Source organism: Salmonella sp. 3C (assembly GCF_025426275.1).
Taxonomy (GTDB): Bacteria; Pseudomonadota; Gammaproteobacteria; order Enterobacterales; family Enterobacteriaceae; genus Salmonella; species Salmonella enterica.
The window spans coordinates 4,432,645-4,458,182 of sequence record NZ_CP104858.1; the positions used below are offsets into that span (position 1 = coordinate 4,432,645).

Genomic DNA, 25,538 nt, shown 5'->3' on the forward strand with positions numbered 1-25,538 from the left:
TTACACTACTTCTTCAGTTCCGCCAGACTCAGCCAGGTCTGAACCACGGTGTCCGGGTTCAGCGACAGGCTGTCGATCCCCTCTTCCATCAGCCAGGCGGCAAAGTCTTCATGGTCGGACGGACCCTGACCACAAATTCCAACATATTTGCCCTGTTTTTTCGCCGCGCGGATCGCCATCGACAGCAGCGCTTTCACCGCGTCGTTACGCTCGTCAAACAGTTCAGACACCACGCCGGAATCGCGATCCAGCCCCAGCGCCAGCTGCGTCATGTCGTTAGAACCAATCGAGAAGCCATCAAAATACTCGAGGAACTGTTCAGCCAGCAAGGCATTGGACGGGATCTCGCACATCATGATGATCTTCAGCCCGTTCTCGCCGCGTTTAAGCCCCTGGCGCGCCAGCTCTTCGATGACCGCTTTCGCCTGGTCGACCGTCCGCACGAACGGGATCATGATTTCGACGTTGGTAAGGCCCATATCGTTGCGCACGCGTTTCACCGCTTCGCATTCCAGCGCAAAACAATCGCGGAAACTTTCTGCGACGTAACGACCCGCGCCGCGGAAGCCCAGCATCGGGTTTTCTTCATGCGGCTCATAACGTTCGCCGCCGACCAGGTTGGCGTATTCGTTGGACTTAAAGTCAGACAGGCGAACGATGACGCGTTTCGGGTAGAAGGCGGCGCCTAACGTCGCGATCCCTTCCGTCAGTCGACCAACGTAAAATTCACGCGGCGAGTCAAACCCTTTCATCATCTCACGAATGTCGTTTTGCAGCGCGGCATCCTGGTCGTCAAACTCCAGCAGCGCGCGCGGGTGAACGCCAATCATACGGTTAATGATGAATTCCAGTCGCGCCAGACCTACGCCTTCATTCGGCAGGCAGGCAAAGTCAAATGCCCTGTCCGGGTTGCCGACGTTCATCATGACCTTCAGCGGTAGCTCTGGCATGGTATCTACGCTGGAGCTTTTTACGCTGAAATCCAGCATGTCGGCATACACATAACCGGTATCACCTTCCGCACAGGAGACGGTTACTTTTTCGCCATCTTTCATGCGTTCGGTGGCGTCGCCGCAGCCGACTACCGCCGGAATGCCCAATTCGCGGGCGATAATCGCCGCGTGACAGGTGCGCCCGCCACGGTTAGTGACAATCGCCGCCGCTTTTTTCATGATCGGTTCCCAGTCCGGGTCGGTCATATCGGTGACAAGCACATCGCCAGGCTCAATACGGTTCATTTCGCCGATATCGTGAATAACTTTTACCGTACCTGCGCCGATACGATGACCAATGGCGCGACCTTCGGCAATGATTTTCCCCTGCGCATGTAGCGTATAACGCTCCATCACCTGGCCACGAGAGCGCACGGTTTCCGGACGTGCCTGCACAATAAAGAGCTTACCGGTATGACCGTCTTTCGCCCATTCGATATCCATCGGACGACCATAGTGCTGCTCAATCTGCACCGCTTGTTTCGCCAGTTCCTGCACTTCTTCGTTGGTGAGCGAGAAAATGTCGCGCTGTTCCTGCGGCACATCTTCAATCTTCACTTGCTTGCCGTGCTCCTGGGTGGCGGCGTAAACCATGCGGATTTTTTTCGACCCCATGGTGCGGCGTACGATGGCCGGACGGCCTGCCGCCAGGGTTGGCTTATGGACATAAAATTCATCCGGGTTAACCGCGCCCTGCACCACCATTTCACCCAGTCCCCATGCCGAGGTGATAAAGACCACCTGGTCAAAGCCGGATTCGGTATCGATAGAGAACATCACCCCTGACGAGGCGAGATCGGAGCGAACCATCCGCTGCACGCCAGCGGAAAGCGCTACGCCGCGATGATCATATCCCTGGTGAACGCGATAAGAGATGGCGCGATCGTTAAACAGAGAAGCAAATACGTGTTTCACTGCCACCAGCACCGCGTCGAAGCCCTGAACGTTAAGAAACGTTTCCTGTTGGCCCGCAAACGAAGCATCTGGCATATCTTCCGCCGTGGCGGAGGAACGCACGGCAAAAGAGGCATTTTCATCATCCGACGAAAGCTGCGCATAGGCATCGCGGATGGCGTTTCCCAGCTCCGGCTGGAAAGGAGTGTCGATAATCCACTGGCGGATCTGCGCGCCCGCTTTCGCCAGCTGGGAGACATCATCAATATCTGTCTTATCCAGCAGCTCATAAATGCGCTGGTTTACGCCGCTTTGATCCAAAAACTGGTTAAACGCATCGGCAGTGGTTGCAAAACCATTCGGAACGGATACGCCCATGCCGGAAAGGTTAGTAATCATTTCACCCAGGGAGGCATTTTTGCCCCCAACTCTGTCTACATCATTCATGCCGAGTTGGTTATACCAAAGCACCAGCGGTGACGAGCCATTGTTGGACATCGAACAATCCTTTTGTGATAAATGAACGAGTTTAAGAAACACATAGTTGCGTATTTATCCTGGCATACTTAAACCCGCGAAAAAAACGGTGAATCGTTCAAGCAAATTTATTTTTTCATTTTTTCAGATTGTTTACGCAGTTGCGCAAACCCGCGCATATCACGGCATTCCCTGAATAACCCCCGGTATAAACTGCGTTTCCAGGAAATGAAACACACTTTTCATTAATTATAAAAAGCGCCTGTCATTTTATAAAATAAGCGACAAGTTATACGTTTCCCGTTACTTTTAATTTATGCTTTCAGATAATTATGTTTACTCTTCAGGATGAACAGAATGGATAATGTTGTTGATCGCCATGTTTTCTATATTTCTGATGGTACCGCCATCACCGCCGAGGTCCTGGGTCACGCAGTTATGTCGCAGTTTCCGGTGACGATCAGCAGCATCACGCTGCCATTCGTGGAAAACGAAAGTCGCGCCCGCGCCGTCAAAGACCAAATTGACGCCATTTATCAGCAAACCGGCGTTCGCCCGCTGGTGTTTTACTCGATTGTTTTACCTGAAATTCGCGCCATCATCTTACAGAGCGAAGGTTTCTGCCAGGATATCGTCCAGGCGCTGGTGGCGCCGCTTCAGCAGGAGATGAAACTGGATCCGACGCCGATCGCTCATCGTACTCATGGGCTTAATCCGGGTAACCTGAACAAGTATGACGCGCGTATTGCCGCTATCGATTATACCCTGGCGCATGATGATGGCATTTCATTGCGCAACCTCGATCAGGCCCAGGTCATTTTACTTGGCGTTTCGCGCTGTGGAAAAACGCCCACCAGCCTCTATCTGGCAATGCAATTCGGTATTCGTGCGGCTAACTACCCTTTCATCGCCGATGATATGGATAATTTGACGCTGCCCACATCGTTAAAACCGCTACAACATAAACTGTTCGGCCTGACAATTGACCCTGAACGCTTGGCGGCTATTCGCGAAGAACGCCGTGAAAACAGTCGCTATGCCTCGTTGCGTCAGTGCCGCATGGAAGTGGCAGAGGTCGAAGCGCTGTATCGTAAAAATCAGATCCCCTGCCTGAACAGCACCAATTATTCCGTTGAAGAGATAGCCACCAAGATTCTCGATATTATGGGGCTTAACCGCAGGATGTACTAGCAAACTAGTTTAATGGGTTGGTTTTTGTTATCATGCCGTTCTGCCTGCGAGGTGTGACACGCCTCGCACTTGAAATCAGCAGGGATTGGTTTATCGTGATGCCCATCACTTCCCGATAGTCCTGCCGTTGAAGCAACAAATTTCTGAGACTTGTAATGAACAGAACCGACGAACTCCGTACTGCGCGTATCGACAGCCTGGTAACACCGACCGAACTCGCGCAGCGGTATCCTGTATCGTCCTCCGTCGCCAGTCACGTTACCGACTCCCGACGCCGGATAGAAAAGATTTTAAATGGTGAAGATCCACGGCTACTGGTCGTCATTGGCCCCTGTTCGATTCACGATCTGAATGCTGCCATGGAATACGCGACGCAGCTCCAGGCACAACGCCAAAAGCATCAGGCGCGTCTGGAAATCGTCATGCGCACCTATTTTGAAAAACCGCGCACCGTCGTGGGATGGAAAGGCCTGATTTCCGATCCCGACTTGAATGGCAGTTACCGCGTCAATTATGGGCTTGAACTGGCGCGTCGCTTGCTATTGCAGGTGAACGAACTGGGAGTACCGACCGCCACAGAATTTCTTGATATGGTCACCGGCCAGTTTATTGCCGATCTGATCAGTTGGGGAGCGATTGGCGCGCGTACCACCGAAAGCCAAATCCATCGGGAAATGGCTTCCGCACTCTCTTGTCCGGTCGGCTTTAAAAATGGTACGGATGGCAATACTCGCATTGCCGTTGACGCTATTCGCGCCTCCCGCGCCAGCCATATGTTTCTCTCGCCGGATAAAGACGGACAGATGACCATCTACCAGACGAGTGGCAACCCGTATGGGCACATCATCATGCGCGGCGGTAAAAAACCGAACTACCACGCTGAAGATATTGCCGCCGCCTGCGACACGTTGCATGAATTTGATCTGCCGGAGCATCTGGTCGTCGACTTCAGCCACGGCAACTGTCAAAAACAGCATCGCCGCCAGTTGGACGTATGTGATGATATTTGCCAGCAGATTCGTAATGGCTCCACGGCAATTGCCGGGATTATGGCAGAGAGTTTTTTACGGGAAGGCACGCAAAAAATTATCAGCGGTCAACCGTTAATCTATGGTCAATCCATTACCGATCCCTGCCTGAACTGGGAAGATACGGAAGTTCTGTTGGAAAAACTTGCCGCGGCGGTAGACAGCCGCTTTTAATAGCTCGCCCATCCTGCCGGGATGGGCGTTTCTTCGATGCGTTACCCACCCTTTTCTCTACGCGCGCGTATATCACTCCACAGAATTAGCACTTGCTGTTATCGCATTAATTATTGATAATAATAATCATTGTGAGTTTGATTATTAATAAATAACATGTCGCGTATGGATAACACCGAGCTGCCTCACCCTAAGGAAATAGACAATGAAACGCTTCTCCCTGCCGCTGAACGGCGCGTCAACAGTCAGGCGCTATTAGGTCCGGACGGCAAAGTCATTATCGATCACAACGGTCAGGAGTATCTGTTGCGTAAAACTCAGGCTGGTAAGCTACTGTTAACCAAATAACGCTCCGCCAGCAGACGATGCTGCTGGCATCAGGCTAACTTGAACAACTGACCTCCAGCCGCTTTCCCCACTCCGGCGGTCGGCTGGCATAGTCATCATCTCGATCGGTAAAAGGTTGACGTAAAACTTCATGCAACCGATGCAGTTCCGCCATGTCTCCTTGTTCAGCCGCATCTATCGCGCGTTGCGCCAGCCAGTTGCGCAACACAATCGCAGGATTCACGCGTTGCATCTGCTGTTGGCGCAGCGCGTCATCCACCGCCTCTGTGCGCAATCGCGCCCGGTAGTGGTCGAACCAGGCATCGAACGCCGCGCGATCGATAAACGTATCCCGCAACGGCGAGGAAGCGCTCTGTTGCTCCGTATGGCTTAACATCCGAAATGTACGGGTATAATCACTCCCTTCGCGCGCCATCAGACTAAACAATTCATTCAGTAAAGCGTTATCGTCTTTTTGCTCGGTAAAGAAACCCAGCTTCTGGCGCATTCGCTGCCCATAGTGCGTTAACAACGCGTCCTGGTAACGATCCAGCGCTCTGTTTAACGCGTCGATCTCAATAAAAGGGGTTAACGTCTGCGCCAGACGTTGTAAATTCCACAGCGCCACCGACGGTTGATTATCGAAGCGGTAACGTCCCTGATGATCGGAATGGTTACCAATGAAGCCGGGATCGTAGTCGTCGAGAAAACCAAAGGGGCCATAGTCGATGGTCAGCCCCAGAATCGACATGTTATCCGTATTCATAACGCCGTGCGCAAAACCGACAGTTTGCCACTCGGCGATGAGTCTTCCGGTACGCGCCGCCACCTCTTCAAACCACAAAGCATATTTTTCCGCTACATCCTGCCATTGCGGCCAGTAATGACGAATAGCGAAATCAGCCAGTTGCTGAACTTTTTCCGGCTCACGGCGGTAGTAGAAATGTTCGAAATGACCAAAACGCATATGACTTTGCGCCAGACGCATTAACATCGCGCCCGTTTCCTGCGTCTCTCGCTGAACCGGCGTATCGCTGGCTACGATAGATAACGCGCGCGTAGTGGGAATACCCAGATAATGCATGGCTTCGCTGGCAAGGCTTTCTCGTATGGTTGAACGCAGGACGGCGCGTCCATCCCCCATTCGCGAATAGGGTGTTAATCCGGCGCCTTTCAGATGCCAGTCGAGGGTCGAGCCATCCGCCAGGAGCTGTTCGCCCAGCAAAATACCGCGTCCGTCGCCGAGTTGTCCCGCCCAGACGCCGAACTGATGCCCGCTATATACCTGCGCGACAGGCGACATACCGGGTAATAAGGTTTCGCCGCCCCAAACGCCAGCGCCATTGGTAGCGTCAAATAACGACGCGGGAATGGCTAACTGCTGCGCCAGTTTGTCGTTATACCAAATCAGTCGCGCATTTTTTAACGGTGTGGGTAAAAGCGCGGTATACGTTGCTGGCAGTTCATCGCGCCAACGGGCAGTAAAAGACAGGGTCATAGGGCCTCCTGTCTTCAGTGTAGACGGTTAATCACCGGTTAAACACCGGCAAACAGAAAGGTTATCGCTGAACGAGTTTAATGAGCTGGCTTACCGGCACCGGAGGCCATAGTCCGCCCTGGAATGCGCTAAATCCCAATGGCGCTGCGCGCGAAAACATCGCCTCATTATCAATACCGGCAATCATCAGCGACTCGCAGCTGGAGGAGATCTGGGCAACAATAGCGTGCATGAATGGTTCGAATGAGATCATTTCAGCTCGCTGCTGAATAAAATTTTTATCCAACATGACTCGTTTGAAAAGCCCATCGAAAATAGCTTTAGTCGACGCCTCGCCTGCCCCAAAATTTGCCAGCATTAATGGGAAATGCATTGCCAGATTAGCTAACGTTTCATTGTTTTTGCCCTGGTTTAACCCAGGATAGTTCTCATTTATAGCTAATTCAAGAAACGGAAAGCGCGCTGCCCGGGAAAAAAGTTCGCTATCTAATAATAATAAGTCACTAATTGCGGGCGGTAAATTAAGCCATGCAATAAGTTTATGCTGAATAAAAAAGTGCTGACAGGTTTCTAACAACGCCAGTTTTTCAACAAACAGACAGTATTGTTCCTCCACCGAAAGGCGAGGCGCTACCAACTCAGTCGGCATCCGCACGGCGCCGTCTTCAGCGGCAAATGTTGCAATAATCTCCAAACCAACAAGCCGAGCGTTTTCATCCATGACGGGAAGGAAAAAGAGTTCGGAATGGTAAAGCTCATCAAGTGAAGCAATCATTACGCCAGTCCCATGGTTAGGGCGCTATTCGCCATCCAGTCACTACGGACGGAAACAGACGTAACTTCAGATACTAATTGAAGCGTCATCATTTTTCTTGTTTACCGGTAAACCGGTTCCTTTTTTTAACTTACTCTGATTATAAACCAATATCCAATGTTGTACTTTTCACAGGGCGTGAACACGCCCGTTTTTAATAAAAGTACGTTTGTAAATGCTACGGTTATATCATTATATATGATGACAACAGATGTCATAAGTTCAACCGGCGATATGTTAAAAATAGACTATAAAATTTATATCGTCTGCGAGGTTAAATTCGCCGTGCCTGCCAGAAGTTTTTTCGCCAGTACACATTATCCAGCGATGAACGCATCACGCCACGACTGGTAGAGGCATGAATAAACTCATTATTTGTATCGTAAATACCAACATGTAAACCACTTTCGCCCGAACCGGTTTTAAAGAAAACCAAATCCCCGGGCAGCAATTCATCTTTATCGATTCTGGTGCCGATTTTTGATTGTTCACGCGTATCACGAGGCAACTGCAAATCAAACTTGTCGCGCATAGTGACCACCACAAAGCCGGAACAGTCCACGCCTCTGCGACTCATGCCGCCGTAACGGTATGGCGTACCGCGCCAGGACTGCAACTGATCGTTCAGACCCGCAATGACGGTAATGGAGTCTGATAATCTGGCATTTGGCGCCGGTGCCCGATGAGTACTGCATCCTGCCAGGAACAATGCTGTGATAACAAGAAGCCAAAAACGCATGCCGCAACAATCCTCTGTTTTTATTTTGGTATTAATTTAGCGTCGAAATTACCTGCTTTTCAAGAAACGATTTTACTTAAGTGGCCGAAATGAGCATTGGATGCCCCTCGACGTCGAGTCGTCGAAAGCGCAGACCGTAGGCTTGCGCCAGATAAGAGGGGGTGAGCACCTCTTCCCGGCGGCCGCAAGCAATGAGTTTACCGCGCTTTAATAACCACGCTTTATGCGCATGGCGCAGCGTGTGGTTCAGATCGTGGCTACTCATCACAATCGCAATTCCTGCCTGACACAAATGATGTAATACCCGATCCAGAGCGTTTTGTTGCGCAACATCGAGACTGTTCATCGGCTCATCAAGCAGCAATAATTGACCGACCGGATTAGCGTCGGGATGAATTTGTAGTACAACGGCAGCAAGGCGAACACGCTGCCACTCGCCACCGGAAAGCTGATTCACGCTTCGCCCCAGTTTGTCGCCCAATCCAAGCATATCGGCCACCTCGTTAAGCTGCCCGGTTCGCGTTTTATCAGGTTGATGCAATGTCAGGTAATGCCAGACCGGCATGGCGAACGGCGGATTTTGCTGTTGCGCAAGATAAGCGCGGTGTTGGGCAAGCGTTGCCGTCGCCCATGCCTCCAGCGGCGCTCCGCCAAACCTGATGCTCCCCTCGCCGGAGGTTAACCCCGCCATACGCGCCAGTAGCGTGCTTTTCCCGGCACCGTTCGGCCCGACAAGATGAAGGATCTCTCCTGCGCTTACTTCGCCGGAAAGCGGCCCCAGGCGGGTGCTCTCGGCGACATCCTTTAATTGCATCAATTGAGACATTATTTTGCCAACGCGATTTTTATGCTTTCCATCACAATAGGATCTTCAGGCGTCATATCCGGCGAAAAACGCTGTACCACCTGACCATCCCGGCCTACCAAAAATTTTTCAAAATTCCACAGAATATCATCCGGATAGAGTGGCGTACGCCCTTTGCTTACCATCCGTTCGTAAAAGCCGCTCTTCTCCGGCGCGACTGCCGTTGGCGCAGCGGCTATCAGTTTTTGATACAGCGGATGGCGCGCGTCGCCATTCACATCAATTTTACTGAACATCGGGAACGTGACGCCCCAGGTGCTGGCACAATAGGTTTTAATCTCCTCTTCGCTGCCTGGCTCCTGCCCCATAAACTGGTTGCAGGGAAAACCCAACACGACAAACCCCTGATCTGCCCACGCCTTCTGGATATTTTCCAACTGTTCATATTGCGGCGTCAGGCCACATCTGGAGGCGACGTTTACAATGAGCAGCACTTTTCCGGCGTATTTTTCAAGTGTAGTGACCTCTCCATCAATCGTCGTAACGTGAGTATTAAGAAGCGAGTTTTGCATGGTGTCTCCCTGATGTCGGTAGAATAGCGGGTTTCATCGTTAGCCTTTAATCATAGACTGCGAATGATGAAAGCAGTTGTTTACCGATGCGCTAACGCGCGGATTTGAGCAGCAGCCAGATAAACACTGGCGCCCCCAATGTGGCGGTGACCACCCCGATAGGCAGTTCAGCCGACGCCAGCGCCAGCCGGGCGACCACATCAGCCAATAGCAGGGCGATAGCCCCGGCCAGCGCGCAGCCGGGAAGTAAAACCCGGTGATCGGTTAAACCACATAAGCGCAGGATGTGCGGAATAACCAGACCGATAAAACCAATCGCCCCCGCCATCGCCACGCTGACGCCCACCATCCAGCCAGTGGCGACGACCAACAAATTGCGCCAGAACCACAGCGGCAGGCCAAGCTGCCGCGCCGAGGTTTCCCCTAGCGCCAGCATATTCAGCGGTTGCGACTGGCAACATATCCAGATCAGTACCGGGATGAGCGCAATCATTAGCCAGCTCTGCTGCCAGTCAACGCCGCCAAATCCTCCCATCATCCAGTACATTAATTGCCGCAGATCGAAAGAGGTGGAAAAATAGATAGCCCACGTCATCAGCGCGCTACAGATAATGCCCAGCGCGACGCCCGCCAACAACAAGCGGCTGGTAGAAAGATGGCGACGCGCAAAACGCAGCAGGATTAACGTAATAATGAGCGCGCCGGCTATAGCGCACAGTCCCAGCGCCCATCCTGGCAGTTGCCCCTGCCCCAGTAAGACGGCGGCAATAAGCCCAACACCGGCCCCATTCGAAACGCCGAGCAGACCCGGTTCAGCAAGTGGGTTTTCAAACAGCGCCTGCATCACGGCGCCAGATAGCGCCAGCGCAGCGCCAACCAGCAATACCGCAAGCGTGCGGGGAAGGCGAATTTGCCAGACAAACAGTTCCCCCCGGGCGCTTAACCAGTCACCGGGGGCAATCCACTGTTCGCCTGCGCATAAGCTCAGAAGTGTAGCCAGTAGCACCAGCAGTGACAGGCTCAGAAGCCAGCGAACGTTTCGTCGCTGTTGTTGGCGGGCAAAAGTCAGCATGTTATCCATTCAGCTGAAAAGAGGTAGCGTGATTTTACGGTGGGTATCCTTTACTTGAAAGAAAAAAGGCCGCAATGCGGCCTTTTTAGTTATACGGGTCATCTTTCAGGCTGACAAATACGCTGTCATCCCGCTGATCTACTTTCGGGATGGCAGCGTATCTGCCGCAATACACCCTGATGGATGTTATGCCTGGATCTGATTACTCTTCTTTGGGCGAAGCGTTTTCGACCCGGCTCTTTAACTTCTGCCCGGGTCTGAAGGTCACCACGCGCCGTGCTGTAATAGGAATATCTTCACCCGTTTTCGGGTTACGCCCCGGACGTTGATTTTTATCACGCAGATCGAAGTTACCAAAACCAGAGAGTTTCACCTGCTCACCGTTTTCCAGAGCACGACGGATCTCTTCGAAAAACAGTTCAACCAGTTCTTTGGCATCCCGCTTGCTAAGCCCAAGCTTATCAAACAGATATTCTGACATTTCAGCTTTTGTAAGCGCCATAGGTTCAATCCCTCAATGATGCCTGGAATCGCTCTTTTAATGCCTCTACACATTTGGCGACGGTAGCGGCAATCTCCTCTTCTTCGAGTGTACGGTTGGTATCCTGAAGGATCAGGCTGATAGCGAGGCTCTTATAACCCTCCGCAACACCCTTACCGCGGTACACGTCAAATAAGTTTACGCCAACTACCTGATTTACGCCAACTTTCTTACATTCGGATAAAATATCCGCTGCGGGAACGTTTTCTGCAACAACAACCGCAATATCGCGACGGTTGGCCGGGAAGCGTGAAATCTCCCGCGCCTGCGGCACGATACGGTCTGCGAGCTTATTCCATTCCAGTTCAAACACCAGCGTACGACCATTCAGATCCAGTTTACGTTCCAGTTCAGGGTGAACAACCCCAATAAAACCAATACGTTCATCTTTCAGATAAATCGCCGCAGACTGTCCCGGATGCAGAGCCGGATTCATCTCCGCCTTAAACTGGATATCACCCAGTTTGCCGGTTAAATCCAATACTGCTTCCAGATCGCCTTTCAAATCATAGAAATCAACGGTCTCTTTTGCCAGGTTCCAGTGCTCATCATAGCGGTTGCCGCAAATCACGCCAGCCAGCATCAGATCCTGTCGAATACCCAGATTGGCTTGTGTATCCGGAACGAAACGTAAACCGGTTTCAAAAATACGCACGCGATTCTGCTGACGGTTTTGGTTATAGACCACCGTCGCCAACAATCCGCTCCACAGCGACAGACGCATCGCCGACATCTCAACGGAGATAGGGTTTGGCAGCAGCAGCGCTTCTGCGCCTGGATGGATGAGCTGTTGTACTTTAGGATCGACAAAGCTATAGGTAATCACTTCCTGATAGCCTTTGTCGTTCAGCATGGTTTTAACCCGCTTCAACGACAGATCGGCTTCACGGTGCGTCCCCATGATTAAACCGGCCTGAATTGGCTCGTCCGGAATATTGTTATAGCCGTAAACGCGGGCCACCTCTTCCACCAGATCTTCTTCAATCTCCATATCGAAACGCCAGGTCGGCGCTACGGCTTTCCACTCGTCCTGCCCTTCGGTCACTTCACAGCCCAGACGACGCAGAATATCACTGACCTGCTCATCCGCAATATGATGCCCGATCAGGCGATCCAGTTTACTGCGACGCAGCGTAATGGTGGCGCGTTTCGGCAACGTTGCTTCGTTGCTCACATCAATTATCGGACCCGCATCACCGCCACAGATATCAAGAAGCAGACGAGTAGCGCGCTCTATCGCTTTATATTGCAGCGCTGGGTCCACCCCGCGCTCGTAGCGGTGAGACGCATCGGTATGCAGACCGTGGCGGCGAGCGCGACCGGTGATAGACAGCGGATTAAAGTACGCACACTCCAGCAGCACATTTTGCGTTTCGCCGTTCACGCCGGAATGTTCGCCGCCAAAAATACCGGCTATCCCCATCGCCTTATGGTGATCGGCGATCACCAGCGTGTCCGCATTTAACGTCGCTTCGCTACCGTCCAGCAGGACGACGGTTTCACCCTCTTTTGCCATCCGCACGACAATACCGCCATCAATGCGATCTTTATCGAAAGCATGCATTGGCTGACCCAGTTCGAGCAGCACATAGTTCGTGACGTCAACCACCGCATCGATGGAGCGAATACCGCAGCGACGCAGTTTCTCTTTCATCCACAGCGGCGTCGGCGCGTTAACATTGATGCCTTTTACCACCCGGCCAAGATAGCGAGGACACGCATCAGCGGCCTCTACCGTAATCGGCAGCGTATCGCTGATGGTTGCCGTAACCGGCACCATTTCAGGCTCCTGGAGCGGCGCTTTGTTCAGTACCGCCACATCACGCGCAACGCCGATGATACCTAAGCAATCCGCACGGTTTGGCGTGACGCTAATTTCGATGGTATTGTCGTCAAGCTTCAGGTATTCACGGATATCGGTACCCAGCGGCGCATCCGCCGGCAGTTCGATAATGCCGCTGTGATCGTCGGAAATCCCCAGTTCGGAGAAGGAGCACAGCATCCCTTCAGACGGTTCGCCGCGCAGTTTTGCCGCTTTAATTTTGAAATCGCCCGGCAGAATAGCGCCAATGGTGGCCACCGCTACTTTCAACCCCTGACGACAGTTTGGCGCGCCGCAGACGATATCCAACAGGCGTTCTCCGCCGACGTTGACTTTCGTTACACGCAATTTGTCAGCGTTCGGATGCTGGGCGCACTCAACCACTTCCCCAACCACAACGCCATTGAAGCTTCCCGCGACCGGCTCAACGCCGTCTACTTCCAGGCCAGCCATCGTAATCTGGTTAGCCAACGCATCGCTATCAATTGCCGGGTTAACCCACTCGCGTAACCACAGTTCGCTGAATTTCATTGTTTTATCCTGCCTTTATTTAAACTGTTTGAGGAAACGCAGATCGTTTTCGAAGAATGAACGCAGGTCGGTGACGCCATAACGCAACATGGTCAGACGTTCCATCCCCATACCAAAAGCGAAGCCAGAATAGATTTCCGGATCGATACCGACATTGCGCAGCACATTCGGATGCACCATCCCGCAGCCCAGCACTTCCAGCCATTTGCCGTTTTTCCCCATCACATCCACTTCTGCAGAAGGTTCGGTAAACGGAAAATAAGAAGGACGGAAGCGAATCTGCAGATCCTCCTCAAAGAAATTACGCAGGAAGTCGTGCAGCGTACCTTTGAGGTTGGTGAAGCTGATGTTGGTATCAACAATCAGACCTTCCATCTGATGGAACATCGGAGTATGCGTCTGGTCGTAGTCATTACGGTATACACGGCCCGGCGCAATAATACGGATCGGCGGTTGCTGCGCTTTCATCGTCCGGATCTGGACGCCAGACGTCTGGGTCCGCAGCAGACGGGTCGCGTCAAACCAGAAGGTATCATGATCGGCGCGGGCCGGATGATGACCCGGAATGTTTAACGCATCGAAGTTATGGTAGTCATCTTCGATTTCCGGGCCAGTCGCCACGGTAAAACCAAGCTCACCGAAGAAACTTTCAATACGGTCAATGGTACGCGTGACCGGATGCAGACCGCCGTTCTCAATACGGCGCCCCGGCAGGGAGATATCGATGGTTTCAGCGGCCAGACGGGCGTTAAGCGCTGCGCTTTCCAGCTCGGCTTTACGCGCGTTAAGCGCCTGTTGTACCTGCTCTTTCGCGGCGTTAATGACTGCCCCGGCTGCCGGACGCTCTTCCGGCGGCAGATCGCGTAGGGTCGTCATCTGAAGGGTTAAATGCCCTTTCTTGCCCAAATATTCGACGCGTACATTGTCTAACGCGGCAACATCTGACGCCTGGTTAATGGCGGCCGCTGCATTGGCAACCAGCTCTGCGAGATGTGACATGGTTTTCCTCATTGTGTCGGTGAAGACACCGGTTCATTGGACGTAATCTCTCGATTTCAGATACAAAAAAAGCCTCCATCAGGAGGCTTTTTTGCGCTGTTTTTCGTTTCGTTTTTCACGCGCTAGCCTCCTGGGATCAGGTGCTAAAGTAAAAAAAGAAACGGAAAATAGCAGCGTTCATGCTTGCGTTACCTTATGTGGTAAAACCGAATATCCTTTATTGAAAAGGGTTACAGGTCAATTGTCAACTCACTGAACAGTAAATAAAAGAGAGGGAGCCAGGCTCCCTCTTTTCACTGGCTTATGCCAGAGCTGCTTTCGCTTTTTCAACCAGCGCGGTGAACGCGACTTTGTCGAATACGGCGATATCAGCCAGGATCTTACGGTCGATTTCAACAGAGGCTTTTTTCAGGCCGTTGATGAATTTGCTGTAAGAAATACCGTTCTGACGTGCTGCTGCGTTGATACGCGCAATCCACAGTTGACGGAACTGACGCTTACGTTGACGACGGTCACGGTAAGCATACTGACCAGCTTTGATAACTGCCTGGAAGGCAACGCGGTATACGCGAGAACGCGCACCGTAGTAGCCTTTGGCTTGTTTCAAAATTTTCTTGTGACGTGCGCGTGCAATTACACCACGTTTTACGCGAGCCATATGTGCTCTCCTGTATCTATTCTAATTAAAAAGTTAAAAACGTTAACGGCTTATGCGTACGGCAGGCACGCGATAACCAGGCCCAGATCGCCTTTAGAAACCATGGCTTTCGGACGCAGGTGACGTTTACGTTTAGTCGCTTTTTTGGTCAGAATGTGACGCAGGTTAGCGTGCTTGTGCTTAAAACCACCTTTACCGGTTTTTTTGAAGCGCTTAGCAGCACCGCGTACGGTCTTAATTTTTGGCATTTTAATAACTTCCACTTCGCATTGTTAATAAACGAAACATAGGCGAACAAAACCTGTGAAGCCCGAAGGCTTCACAGAATTGTTACTTGAAGGCCTTACTGTTTCTTCTTAGGAGCAAGCACCATGATCATCTGACGGCCTTCGATCTTCGTTGGGAAGGATTCGACCACTGCCAGTTCTTGCAAATCGTCTTTCACGCGATTAAGCACTTCCATACCGATTTGCTGGTGGGCCATTTCACGACCGCGGAAACGCAGCGTGATTTTGGCCTTATCGCCCTCTTCGAGAAAGCGAATCAGGCTGCGGAGTTTTACCTGATAGTCGCCTTCATCTGTCCCAGGACGGAATTTAATTTCCTTCACCTGGATAACTTTTTGCTTTTTCTTCTGTTCCTTAGAAGACTTACTCTTTTCATAGAGGAATTTGCCGTAATCCATTATACGACAAACCGGCGGCTCGGCGTTAGGGCTGATTTCGACTAAGTCTACTCCGGCTTCTTCAGCTTTTTCCAGAGCTTCTCTCAGACTCACAATACCAAGCTGCTCGCCTTCCAGACCTGTTAAGCGAACTTCTTGCGCGCGAATTTCGCTATTAATACGATTCGGACGCGCCGTTTGAACTCGTTTTCCGCCTTTAATACTTTATTCCTCCAGTTGTTGAAGACTGCGGCTGCGAATCTCTTGTTGCAGCTTCTCAATCACGTCATTTACGTCCAGACTGCCCAGGTCTTTACCGCGGCGGGTGCGAACGGCAACTTTGCCTGCTTCCACCTCTTTATCACCACAGACCAACATATAAGGGACACGACGTAAAGTGTGCTCGCGGATTTTAAAGCCAATCTTCTCATTTCTCAAGTCTGCTTTTACACGAATGCCCGCATTTTGTAGTTTCTGCGTCAATTCGTTAACGTATTCAGACTGCGAATCGGTAATATTCATCACGACTACCTGAACAGGCGCGAGCCATGTCGGGAAGAAACCAGCGAACTCTTCGGTCAGGATACCGATGAAGCGTTCCATCGACCCAAGAATCGCACGGTGAATCATTACCGGCACCTTGCGCTCGTTGTCTTCGCCTACATAGGAGGCGCTCAGACGAGACGGTAAGGAGAAGTCCAGCTGTACTGTACCGCACTGCCATGCACGATCGAGGCAGTCATATAAGGTAAATTCAATTTTCGGACCGTAGAATGCGCCTTCACCCAGTTGATACTCAAACGGGATATTATTTTCTTCCAGCGCAACCGCCAGATCCGCCTCAGCACGATCCCACATCTCATCGCTGCCGATACGCTTGTCAGGACGAGTGGAAAGCTTGACGACGATCTTCTCGAAGCCAAAGGTGCTGTACATATCGTAGACCATACGAATACAAGCGTTAACTTCATCGCGAATCTGCTCTTCGGTGCAGAAGATATGCGCATCATCCTGCGTAAAGCCGCGTACGCGCATCAGACCATGCAGCGCGCCTGATGGCTCGTTACGGTGGCAGCTACCGAATTCCGCCATACGCAGCGGCAAATCACGATAGGATTTCAGACCCTGGTTAAAGATCTGAACGTGGCCCGGGCAGTTCATCGGCTTGATGCAATATTCGCGGTTTTCTGAGGATGTGGTGAACATCGCATCTTTATAGTTGTCCCAGTGCCCGGTTTTTTCCCACAGCACACGGTCCATCATGAACGGGCCTTTAACTTCTTGATACTGGTACTCTTTGAGTTTAGAACGAACAAAGACTTCCAGCTCGCGGAAGATAGTCCAGCCGTCGTTATGCCAGAACACCATGCCCGGCGCTTCTTCCTGCATATGATACAGGTCGAGCTGCTTACCAATTTTACGGTGGTCGCGTTTTGCGGCCTCTTCCAGGCGCTGCAGATAAGCGTTCAGGGCTTTTTTATCTGCCCATGCCGTACCGTAAATACGCTGCAGCATCTTATTATTGCTGTCACCGCGCCAGTATGCGCCAGCAGTTTTCATCAGTTTAAAGTGATGGCAGAAACGCATATTCGGCACGTGCGGACCACGACACATGTCGACATATTCTTCATGATGGTACAAGCCTGGCTTATCATCATGGGCGATATTTTCATCAAGAATAGCGACTTTGTAAGTCTCGCCGCGCTTCACGAAGGTTTCGCGCGCGTCATGCCAGCTCACCTTTTTCTTGATAACGTCGTAATTTTTCTCGGCGAGCTCATGCATCCGCTTTTCGAGCGCTTCGACATCTTCCTGAGTTAGCGTGCGGTCAAGATCAACGTCATAGTAAAAACCGTTGTCGACAACCGGGCCGATCGCCATTTTCGTGTGCGGCCAAAGTTGCTTGATTGCGTGACCTAACAGATGCGCGCAAGAGTGACGAATGATCTCCAGACCCTCTTCATCTTTTGCGGTGATGATGGCAAGCGTCGCATCATTTTCAATCAGATCGGAAGCATCAACCAGCTCGCCATTCACACGGCCCGCAATGGTGGCTTTCGCCAGGCCAGGACCAATGTCCAGAGCAACATCCATCGGGCTTACAGGGTGGTCATAATGGCGTTGGCTGCCATCAGGAAGAGTAATAACAGGCATGTAATATCCTTATTTGCAGTGGTGACCCATACGCAAGATCACATACAAAGAGAAAATGAATTTATTGACAGTGAGTTGTGTATCCATCTAGCCAACCATTGCTAAATTGGCGCACAACCTTCGACACAGACGAAAATCGCTATTTTCGTCCGGCATGACGATGGTAACACTAAAAAAAGGGAGATTGCATCTTTCTGTTCTACAGAACCTGAATCCCAACACACTACCCAGCACGCGTATCGTTAATGATGTACATGGTCACTCTGAGTCTCGACTTACTGCCACCGTATGAGTCATTCACATCAGATAGCTTTCGACGACCGCTATCTATATTCTCCAGATGGGGACCTGGCAGCATGCGATAACGCACAATACGAAACCCACTTTCCAAAGCACATACCAGCAAAGAGCCATTACATGCTGCTATGAAGCTTCTATAACTAGCAACGTCTCCCTTATGATGCCGTACTTGTAATTCGTCTGTGTTGCTTGAAGTATGTCGCGGCACGATGTGAGATGAGTTACTCGTCGAGTGATAGCCCTTTCTCTGTATAGTCTTTTACAGGGCTCGGGAACCTCATGATGAACCTTCGAATACCACTGTATATAAACGCAGTAACAATCATGCGTAATTATCAAAAGCATTTACATTGCTTGATGTTTGTGCCGCAAACGCTTGATAGCTTCATGCTATCGGAGGCGCAGTAGATAGGAGTGTTAATGAGTGTTAATATGTCAATAACACGGTTTTGATATCGGGAAGATAGTGATGAGTAATGATTATAGACTACCAGATTCAGAATATCTTGCCAGAAGATTTTCCGTACCACACCTTGTTTGCCTGATGGCAATATTATTAATATTTTTAATACTAAGCATTTTTTCTAAAGGCTCTATATGCTTATAATTTCATACATTGTATTATGCTTATTATTTATAGTTTATCTCTATACTCTTTCCGTAAGAATTGAGGGAAAAATAATAAATGTAATGGTCCCATACCTGATAATAACAGTGCCTACACTGTACGTGTTTGAAGGTATATTTGTATACCTCTCAGAGGTGCGGAAGTATACAGTGGAATATTTGTTTTTCTATACTTGCTATATAACATACATAGCATCATTTGTTATTTCTTATCTTTACACACAAAGAAAACCCATATACAACAAATCAAACACAAAAAATAAACCAAGGTATGTGTTTACTTCATTGTTATTCACCTTCCTTGCTTTTATCATTTACCTTCCAGTGTTGATGGAGTTCAGAGAGTACATACTTAGCCCAAGAAGAATATACGAATTAACCAGAACAGGGTATGGTATATACTTCTATCCTTCATTAATGTTTTCTCTTGTCGCTTCTATTTGCGCGTTCTTTACATACAAAAAATCAAAGTTATTTTGTATTTCCATAGTTTTATTTAACTGTATACTTATTTTCTTGCATGGTAACAAAGGACCAATATTTAGTATATTTATAGCATTCATCCTTTATCTTTCATATATTGAAAATAAAAAAATTAAATTTATGTTCCTGGTGAAATCGTTTGCTGTTATAGCAGTCATTGTAACGGCATTCTTTGCATATACGTTTACTGATGGGAATCCGATAGAAAATATGGCGAATTACTCGGATTATACCCGTAATGCTGTTCTTGTTGCTTCCTCAAACTTTGACTTTATGTACGGAAAATTACTAATGGAGAGCGAGGTTTACTCGAGAATTCCGAGGGCTATTTGGCCTGATAAGCCTGAAGATTTTGGCGCATTGTATCTGGCAAAAGTATTTTTCCCTGATGCATTCTACAGGAATCAGGGCGCTCCTGCTTTCGGGTATGGTGAACTATACGCAGATTTCGGGCTTTTTACACCAGTTTGGTTAGTTATATCTGGAGTATTTAAAGGCGTCCTGGCTAAGTATTTCTCCAATAAAACTCAGGAAACAAAGTCAGCGCATTATTTCATAATGTTCCTATTTTGCATTGGAATAAGTGTGATTCCTGTTAGCATGGGATGGTTGTTCCCTGAGCATTTGATGATTGCCTTTATAGTATACATTGCATCTTCCTTTGTTTTTTCAGCGCATATAAGATTCGTTTTACTAAGAAGCGATAAATAATTTATACGGCGGCAATGCCGCCGTTTTATTTAGTTTTGGAGCGTAAATCTTGTTGGGTTTGCTGAACAGCATTACCAACGTAAATTACTTTTGATGCATTCATGATAGTGCTTGAGTTTCCTAATAATGATTTATGAATAGCCCCTCAATTATATATTTCTCGCCGCCGGTTATTATTAGTCCTGCCGCTACTCTGCCCTAATCCACATCTACTCATATGCGGATCATCCCGAGATTATCACCGTAATATAATCTACCATTGATATCAATAAACGCTGTGTTATGAATGACAGTTCCCTGCTTAAGTTAGATTAGGTACACACATCTTACGGCACGAAAGGGATCAATGTGAAACGGTATGAAACATATATATGCGTTATTACTAGTAATAACGCGGAACTGGTGAAACAGGTTTAAACGAACGTGAATGGATGTGAATGAAGGATAGTACTTATACGCAAGATCACATACAAAGAGAAAATGAATTTATTGACAGTGAGTTGTGTATCCATCTAGCCAACCATTGCTAAATTGGCGCACAACCTTCGACACAGACGAAAATCGCTATTTTCGTCCGGCATGACGATGGTAACACTAAAAAAAGGGAGATTGCATCACTCTGTAGCAAATCAAGACCCTTGACAGGGTTTCTCCATTATCTTTCTACGCGCCGTATAGCGCTTCTCATCGACAACCTAACTTCTGCGCCAGACTCCCCTTTGTCGTTTTCACCTCGCTGGCTACCGCTTCAGGCAAGGCAGACCACAGCGTCAGCACTGGCTTCGTTTTATGTTCGATAGCCTCCACGGTAACCTGATAGTCGCAAAAATTCGCCGAACGGGGCGTATTCTGATCCATAATAAACGCAGCGTAATTTCCTTCACTTTTTGACGGCGCCGTTCCGGTGAATAAAACCTTCCAGTACCCGCTGGGAATTTCTACCGTCGCATCTTCTGGCAATGTGGCGATATGCCGCTCAAAAAGGGGGCCGGTCACTACGTGCACTACAGATACATCAGCCTGTTTGGCAAGTTCGCGCACCCGGTTTTCCAGTGCAGCCCATGCTCCCTGGTTCAGGGCGGATTTCTGCGGCGTAATATTCGATAAATAATTTAACGACGGCCAGTCCGAAACGCCGCCCAATCCTGCCAACGGCGCCTGGTGTCCCCTGTCGACTTTTAATAGCGTATGGGCATTTTTATAGGCCGAAGGGGCCAACGTATCCGAGGGCGGTAAATCGGGGTCCTGCGCCCAGTTCCGCGGGCGACCGCTTGCCTGGCTGGTCTTTGTCACGCTATAGGCAACCCAGTTGGCAAATTTCGTGGCGCTATTATTATTGAGCGTATAGACATGGCGATAGATTGTTTGTTGACTTCCTCCTTGAGGACAGCCAACGCTACAGTTATCAGGTTGCTGAACGAGTACGTTACGATGGGGTAACTCGGGTGCCGATATTATATCCTGGGGAGGATACGATGTAGTACATGCGCTTAATAATACTACGGGCAGTAATTTTAGCAGATTAATGGTTTTATTCACTTTTTCTTCCTTAATAATAACTACCCTAATAATTCAGATGGCAATAATTTGTTATATTACCCTACCAGCCGTTAGATGCGCTCATCATTAAAGACAACACTATCACGGTAAAAATTAATAACAGATAAACATCGAAGACATCATAGAAAATGAGCTCAAAAGAATACAACGTGATATTCATATTGATACCAAAAAACATCGTATTATATGCATAATCGTGAAGCCAATAATTTCTCGCACTCAGATAGCGAATGAAAAATGGATATTCAATAATATCTGGCGCGTGTTTTTTAACACCATTTTTCAACATTAAGGCAACGTATCCTCTCAATGACTCGCTGCTGGCAGGAGTTTAGTTATATTTAAAGATTCAATAAGCACTGCGCATCATGCGGCTGTGCTTATTACTTTGTAAAAATAAGAGTATTCACTTTCATATTCAGGGGTAAAAAGTGAACAAATACAGCTATTGCGCAACGATGATTGCCGCCATACTCAGTACGACCACAATGGCCAATGCCAGTAGCCTTGCTATTTCAGTGGCGAATGATGATGCAGGTATATTTCAACCATCCTTAAATGCCCTTTATGGGCACCCGGCTGCAGACCGGGGTGATTATACTGCCGGGCTCTTTTTAGGCTACAGCCACGATCTCACTGACGCCAGTCAACTCTCTTTTCATATCGCGCAAGATATTTATTCTCCATCAGGCGCCAATAAGAGAAAGCCTGAAGCCGTCAAAGGCGACCGCGCGTTCAGCGCCTTTCTTCATACCGGACTGGAGTGGAATTCATTAGCCACCAATTGGTTACGTTATCGTTTAGGTACCGATATCGGCGTTATTGGTCCTGACGCAGGCGGTCAGGAGGTTCAGAATCGGGCGCATCGAATAATAGGCGCAGAAAAATACCCTGCCTGGCAGGATCAAATTGAAAACCGTTATGGTTACACGGCAAAAGGAATGGTCTCCCTTACGCCAGCTATTGATATTCTGGGTGTCAATGTGGGCTTCTATCCAGAAGTCTCTGCTGTCGGCGGCAATCTCTTCCAGTATTTGGGGTACGGCGCAACCGTTGCGCTGGGAAATGATAAGACCTTCAACTCTGATAATGGGTTTGGGTTATTGTCCCGCCGAGGGTTAATACACACTCAAAAAGAGGGATTGATCTATAAAGTATTTGCTGGCGTTGAGCGCAGGGAAGTTGATAAAAACTACACGTTACAGGGGAAAACGCTGCAAACAAAAATGGAAACGGTGGATATTAATAAAACCGTGGATGAATATCGCGTCGGTGCCACCATCGGCTATTCTCCCGTCGCATTTTCTCTTTCTTTAAACAAAGTCACGTCGGAATTTCGCACCGGAGACGACGATTCTTATATCAACGGAGACATCACCTTCTTCTTCTGAGGCGTCACCACGGAATAACCGGGTTACGTAACGTAACCCGGTACAATATTACATCTTATAGCCCAGCGTTACCGTAGTGCGACGATCGGTATGTTCAGGCGCTGATTCAGGCGGCTGCGAGTTCCACGTTAAATTATACCCCACCTTTAGACCAAAATGTTCGTTAATGGCGACATTGAGGGCTGTTTCCGAATTTAGTGTGGTGTCTTCTGCGCCAAATACTGACACCCCCTGTGTAAACTTAGCATTGTCAGTTAACTGCCAGGCATAGCTGCCGGAAGCATAACCCAACGGCTGCGTTTCAGTGGTATCGTCCGTATGTTCGTCATAGCGAACCCCTGGACCAAATTCAAAACGGAAGCTGTGCACTGGACCATTAAGGAACTGCCGCCCGTAACCGGCGGTCAGTACGTCGCGCTGACGATAACCGTTGAAACGGTCTGTCAGCCAACTGGCCTGGTCAAAGGTATAATCATAATCCGTCATATTAAAACGGTTACGCGCGCCTACCGCATATTTTTCTGAAGAGCGTTCATCATTAGAGGAGGTATTGCTGGCATTGCCCCATAATGACCAGGCGGTACGTTGTCCATACCAGGTCATCGCCGTGTCAGCCGTTAAGGAAGAACTTTTAGTATTGCCTGACTGAGCAAGGTAGCCCGCATTCAGATTACCTTCAAAAGGTTTTTTCGCGGTGGAGGGATCATCCATGACAGTAAAAACGGAATCATCGGCGGCGGCATACAGAGACGCGAACACGCCACCCGCCAGCATAACTACAGCGGGTACTGCCTTCAAAAGCTTCATTTATATAGAGTCCGTACAACTAAAAAAGAGACCACGACGGTCCCGGAAACTTTCATAGGGATCAATGACAAACGCCCCTGGAAAGGTAGCGAATTATAAGAAGCCCCGAATAACATAGCAATCAATTACTATTTCATTTTTTGAATAAGAACCCTCCCGAAGCATTCATTTATTTATATAACTTTACATCGTACTTCTTTAAATAAAGATCCGGAAAATCATATTGTTAATTCCTTCACTTTCCGGGGATTAAGTGCCAGACTGAAATCAGCCTAACAGGAGGTAACGATGGTACGTATCTATACGTTGACGCTTGCGCCCTCTCTCGATAGCGCAACAATCACGCCGCAAATTTATCCCGAAGGTAAACTGCGGTGCTCCGCGCCGGTATTCGAACCCGGCGGCGGGGGTATTAATGTCGCTCGCGCCATTGCGCATCTTGGCGGCACCGCGACCGCAATTTTCCCGGCTGGCGGCGCTACCGGCGAACATCTGGTCGCACTACTGGCTGACGAAAATGTCCCCGTGTCTACCGTCGATGCGAAAGACTGGACGCGTCAGAACCTGCACGTCCACGTCGAGTCCAGCGGCGAACAGTATCGTTTTGTTATGCCCGGCGCCACGCTGGACGATGACGAATTTCGCCAGCTTGAAGAACAGGTACTGGAAATTGAATCCGGGGCAATTCTGGTTATCAGCGGCAGCCTTCCGCCCGGCGTTAAGGTCGAGAAACTCACGCAACTGATTTCCGCCGCACAGAAGCAAGGCATTCGCTGCATTATTGATAGCTCTGGCGACGCGCTCACCGCCGCGCTGGCGCTTGGCGATATCGAACTGGTGAAACCTAACCTGAAAGAATTGAGCGCGTTGGTTAATCGCGATCTGACGCAGCCTGATGATGTGCGTAAAGCGGCCCAGGAATTAGTGCAAAGCGGCAAGGCTCGCCGGGTAGTGGTCTCTCTGGGGCCGCAAGGGGCGCTGGGCATAGACAGTGAGAATTGCATCCAGGTTGTTCCTCCCCCGGTGAAAAGTCAAAGTACTGTCGGCGCAGGCGACAGTATGGTGGGCGCGATGACGTTAAAACTGGCGCAAGACGCGTCGCTGGAAGAGATGGTGCGCTTTGGTGTGGCGGCAGGCAGCGCCGCTACGCTCAATCAAGGTACGCGTCTGTGTTCCCGTGACGATACCCAAAAAATATACGCCTATCTTTCCGCGCAATAATCGTATCCCCCTCGGCGAGGGGGATACCGGAAAATCGGTAACGGGCGGCGCATCCGCCGCTGTTAAAAACACAATTGCTCCCAACGAGGTGAACGATGGCCAGTGGCGATATTACCCGTTATGTTATTACCGTAACCTTCCATGAAGATTCCCTGACCGAGATTAACGAACTCAATAATCATCTGACGCGCAGCGGTTTTTTGCTGACATTAACGGACGATGAAGGGAATGTGCATGAGCTCGGCACCAATACGTTTGGCTTTGTTAGCGCTCAGAGCGCTGATGAAATCAAAGCGCTTGTCGCCGGACTTGCGAAAAGCGCATTAGATAAGGATGTCGACATTACCGTGGCGACCTGGAAGGCGTGGAGTAAAAACGCACAATAAGTGCCATTCCCGCCGCGGCGCGTCCGCGATGTGCGTTAGTTCGTATTTTTTAACCGCATTTTTGCGCTAACCTTATGATCTGGCAGACAACGTGGGGAGA

At 49.7% G+C, this 25,538-nt stretch carries 24 protein-coding genes, 2 pseudogenes and 1 other annotated feature; of the genes and pseudogenes, 7 read left to right on the forward strand and 19 right to left on the reverse strand.

Going from position 1 to position 25,538, the window contains the following annotated elements:
• Window positions 1-5: 5 nt before the first annotated feature.
• Complete coding sequence (gene ppsA, locus N7E69_RS21470) at window positions 6-2,384, reverse strand: phosphoenolpyruvate synthase (RefSeq protein ID WP_000069345.1); 2,379 nt, start codon at window positions 2,382-2,384, stop codon at window positions 6-8.
• A 336-nt stretch (window positions 2,385-2,720) separates the two neighbouring features.
• Here ppsA and ppsR point away from each other — a divergent pair, with 336 nt between their 5' ends.
• From ppsR to hemP, 3 genes are all read left to right on the forward strand, one after another.
• Entirely contained in the window at window positions 2,721-3,554 is an 834-nt protein-coding gene (gene ppsR, locus N7E69_RS21475; RefSeq protein WP_000370992.1) for a posphoenolpyruvate synthetase regulatory kinase/phosphorylase PpsR, read from the forward strand.
• 155 nt (window positions 3,555-3,709) lie between these two features.
• Window positions 3,710-4,756, forward strand: coding sequence for a 3-deoxy-7-phosphoheptulonate synthase AroH (gene aroH / locus N7E69_RS21480; RefSeq protein ID WP_001082194.1), 1,047 nt, complete (start codon window positions 3,710-3,712; stop codon window positions 4,754-4,756).
• 156 nt (window positions 4,757-4,912) lie between these two features.
• Window positions 4,913-5,104, forward strand: coding sequence for a hemin uptake protein HemP (gene hemP, locus N7E69_RS21485; protein WP_000089115.1), 192 nt, complete (start codon window positions 4,913-4,915; stop codon window positions 5,102-5,104).
• A gap of 34 nt (window positions 5,105-5,138) precedes the next feature.
• Here the strand turns inward: hemP and selO are convergent, their stop codons facing one another.
• The 14 genes from selO to thrS form a co-directional block, all read right to left on the reverse strand.
• Window positions 5,139-6,581: a protein adenylyltransferase SelO gene (gene selO, locus N7E69_RS21490; RefSeq protein WP_000175677.1), complete on the reverse strand. Its 1,443-nt coding sequence runs from the start codon at window positions 6,579-6,581 to the stop codon at window positions 5,139-5,141.
• Window positions 6,582-6,642: 61 nt separating this feature from the next.
• The gene (gene ydiV / locus N7E69_RS21495) at window positions 6,643-7,356 is read right to left on the reverse strand and encodes an anti-FlhDC factor YdiV (RefSeq protein ID WP_000562003.1); all 714 of its coding nucleotides are present in this window, start codon (window positions 7,354-7,356) and stop codon (window positions 6,643-6,645) included.
• A 313-nt stretch (window positions 7,357-7,669) separates the two neighbouring features.
• Window positions 7,670-8,134: a C40 family peptidase gene (locus tag N7E69_RS21500; protein ID WP_001213256.1), complete on the reverse strand. Its 465-nt coding sequence runs from the start codon at window positions 8,132-8,134 to the stop codon at window positions 7,670-7,672.
• A gap of 76 nt (window positions 8,135-8,210) precedes the next feature.
• Window positions 8,211-8,960 carry a vitamin B12 ABC transporter ATP-binding protein BtuD gene (gene btuD, locus N7E69_RS21505; RefSeq protein ID WP_000080607.1) on the reverse strand — a complete coding sequence of 250 codons (750 nt, stop codon included), beginning with the start codon at window positions 8,958-8,960 and terminating at the stop codon, window positions 8,211-8,213.
• The gene (locus tag N7E69_RS21510; RefSeq protein WP_001181565.1) at window positions 8,960-9,511 is read right to left on the reverse strand and encodes a glutathione peroxidase; all 552 of its coding nucleotides are present in this window, start codon (window positions 9,509-9,511) and stop codon (window positions 8,960-8,962) included. Before N7E69_RS21510 ends, btuD begins: the two co-directional genes overlap by 1 nt.
• Window positions 9,512-9,602: 91 nt before the next feature.
• Window positions 9,603-10,583, reverse strand: a complete 981-nt coding sequence (btuC, locus tag N7E69_RS21515; protein ID WP_000954984.1) for a vitamin B12 ABC transporter permease BtuC — start codon at window positions 10,581-10,583, stop codon at window positions 9,603-9,605.
• A 202-nt stretch (window positions 10,584-10,785) separates the two neighbouring features.
• Window positions 10,786-11,085 (reverse strand): integration host factor subunit alpha, encoded by a 300-nt coding sequence (gene ihfA / locus N7E69_RS21520; RefSeq protein WP_001229266.1) that lies wholly within the window; start codon window positions 11,083-11,085, stop codon window positions 10,786-10,788.
• Window positions 11,086-11,089: 4 nt separating this feature from the next.
• Complete coding sequence (gene pheT / locus N7E69_RS21525) at window positions 11,090-13,477, reverse strand: phenylalanine--tRNA ligase subunit beta (RefSeq protein WP_000672410.1); 2,388 nt, start codon at window positions 13,475-13,477, stop codon at window positions 11,090-11,092.
• A 15-nt stretch (window positions 13,478-13,492) separates the two neighbouring features.
• The gene (gene pheS, locus N7E69_RS21530; RefSeq protein ID WP_000018570.1) at window positions 13,493-14,476 is read right to left on the reverse strand and encodes a phenylalanine--tRNA ligase subunit alpha; all 984 of its coding nucleotides are present in this window, start codon (window positions 14,474-14,476) and stop codon (window positions 13,493-13,495) included.
• A 62-nt stretch (window positions 14,477-14,538) separates the two neighbouring features.
• Window positions 14,539-14,662, reverse strand: a sequence feature (Phe leader region).
• Window positions 14,613-14,657, reverse strand: a complete 45-nt coding sequence (gene pheM / locus N7E69_RS21535; RefSeq protein ID WP_001386830.1) for a pheST operon leader peptide PheM — start codon at window positions 14,655-14,657, stop codon at window positions 14,613-14,615. It overlaps the preceding feature by 45 nt.
• A gap of 115 nt (window positions 14,663-14,777) precedes the next feature.
• Window positions 14,778-15,134: a 50S ribosomal protein L20 gene (gene rplT / locus N7E69_RS21540; protein ID WP_000124850.1), complete on the reverse strand. Its 357-nt coding sequence runs from the start codon at window positions 15,132-15,134 to the stop codon at window positions 14,778-14,780.
• A gap of 50 nt (window positions 15,135-15,184) precedes the next feature.
• On the reverse strand, window positions 15,185-15,382 hold the full coding sequence (gene rpmI / locus N7E69_RS21545) for a 50S ribosomal protein L35 (protein ID WP_001124225.1): 198 nt from the start codon (window positions 15,380-15,382) through the stop codon (window positions 15,185-15,187).
• A 95-nt stretch (window positions 15,383-15,477) separates the two neighbouring features.
• The gene (gene infC, locus N7E69_RS21550) at window positions 15,478-16,020 is read right to left on the reverse strand and encodes a translation initiation factor IF-3 (RefSeq protein WP_001574431.1); all 543 of its coding nucleotides are present in this window, start codon (window positions 16,018-16,020) and stop codon (window positions 15,478-15,480) included.
• A gap of 3 nt (window positions 16,021-16,023) precedes the next feature.
• A complete protein-coding gene (gene thrS / locus N7E69_RS21555) occupies window positions 16,024-17,952 on the reverse strand; it encodes a threonine--tRNA ligase (protein ID WP_001144217.1) in 1,929 nt (642 codons plus the stop codon).
• An 897-nt stretch (window positions 17,953-18,849) separates the two neighbouring features.
• Between thrS and rfc the strand changes: the two genes are divergently transcribed.
• Window positions 18,850-20,073 (forward strand): O-antigen polymerase Rfc, encoded by a 1,224-nt coding sequence (rfc, locus tag N7E69_RS21560; RefSeq protein WP_000905565.1) that lies wholly within the window; start codon window positions 18,850-18,852, stop codon window positions 20,071-20,073.
• Window positions 20,074-20,379: 306 nt separating this feature from the next.
• Here the strand turns inward: rfc and N7E69_RS21565 are convergent.
• From N7E69_RS21565 to N7E69_RS21575, 3 genes and pseudogenes are all read right to left on the reverse strand, one after another.
• Window positions 20,380-20,585, reverse strand: a pseudogene (locus N7E69_RS21565) (hypothetical protein).
• A gap of 172 nt (window positions 20,586-20,757) precedes the next feature.
• Window positions 20,758-21,612 (reverse strand): DNA/RNA non-specific endonuclease, encoded by an 855-nt coding sequence (locus tag N7E69_RS21570; RefSeq protein ID WP_001044085.1) that lies wholly within the window; start codon window positions 21,610-21,612, stop codon window positions 20,758-20,760.
• A 20-nt stretch (window positions 21,613-21,632) separates the two neighbouring features.
• Window positions 21,633-21,922 (reverse strand): annotated as a pseudogene (locus N7E69_RS21575) (hypothetical protein).
• A 142-nt stretch (window positions 21,923-22,064) separates the two neighbouring features.
• On the opposite strand from N7E69_RS21575, the gene N7E69_RS21580 reads away from it, so the two are divergent.
• Entirely contained in the window at window positions 22,065-23,024 is a 960-nt protein-coding gene (locus N7E69_RS21580) for a lipid A deacylase LpxR family protein (RefSeq protein ID WP_108610902.1), read from the forward strand.
• Window positions 23,025-23,072: 48 nt separating this feature from the next.
• Here the strand turns inward: N7E69_RS21580 and N7E69_RS21585 are convergent, their stop codons facing one another.
• A complete protein-coding gene (locus tag N7E69_RS21585; RefSeq protein WP_000770980.1) occupies window positions 23,073-23,831 on the reverse strand; it encodes a YdiY family protein in 759 nt (252 codons plus the stop codon).
• A 288-nt stretch (window positions 23,832-24,119) separates the two neighbouring features.
• Here N7E69_RS21585 and pfkB point away from each other — a divergent pair, with 288 nt between their 5' ends.
• Both pfkB and ghoS read left to right on the forward strand, forming a co-directional pair.
• Window positions 24,120-25,052, forward strand: a complete 933-nt coding sequence (gene pfkB / locus N7E69_RS21590; protein ID WP_000251707.1) for a 6-phosphofructokinase II — start codon at window positions 24,120-24,122, stop codon at window positions 25,050-25,052.
• A 95-nt stretch (window positions 25,053-25,147) separates the two neighbouring features.
• Window positions 25,148-25,438, forward strand: coding sequence for a type V toxin-antitoxin system endoribonuclease antitoxin GhoS (gene ghoS, locus N7E69_RS21595; RefSeq protein WP_079945245.1), 291 nt, complete (start codon window positions 25,148-25,150; stop codon window positions 25,436-25,438).
• Window positions 25,439-25,538: the final 100 nt, after the last annotated feature.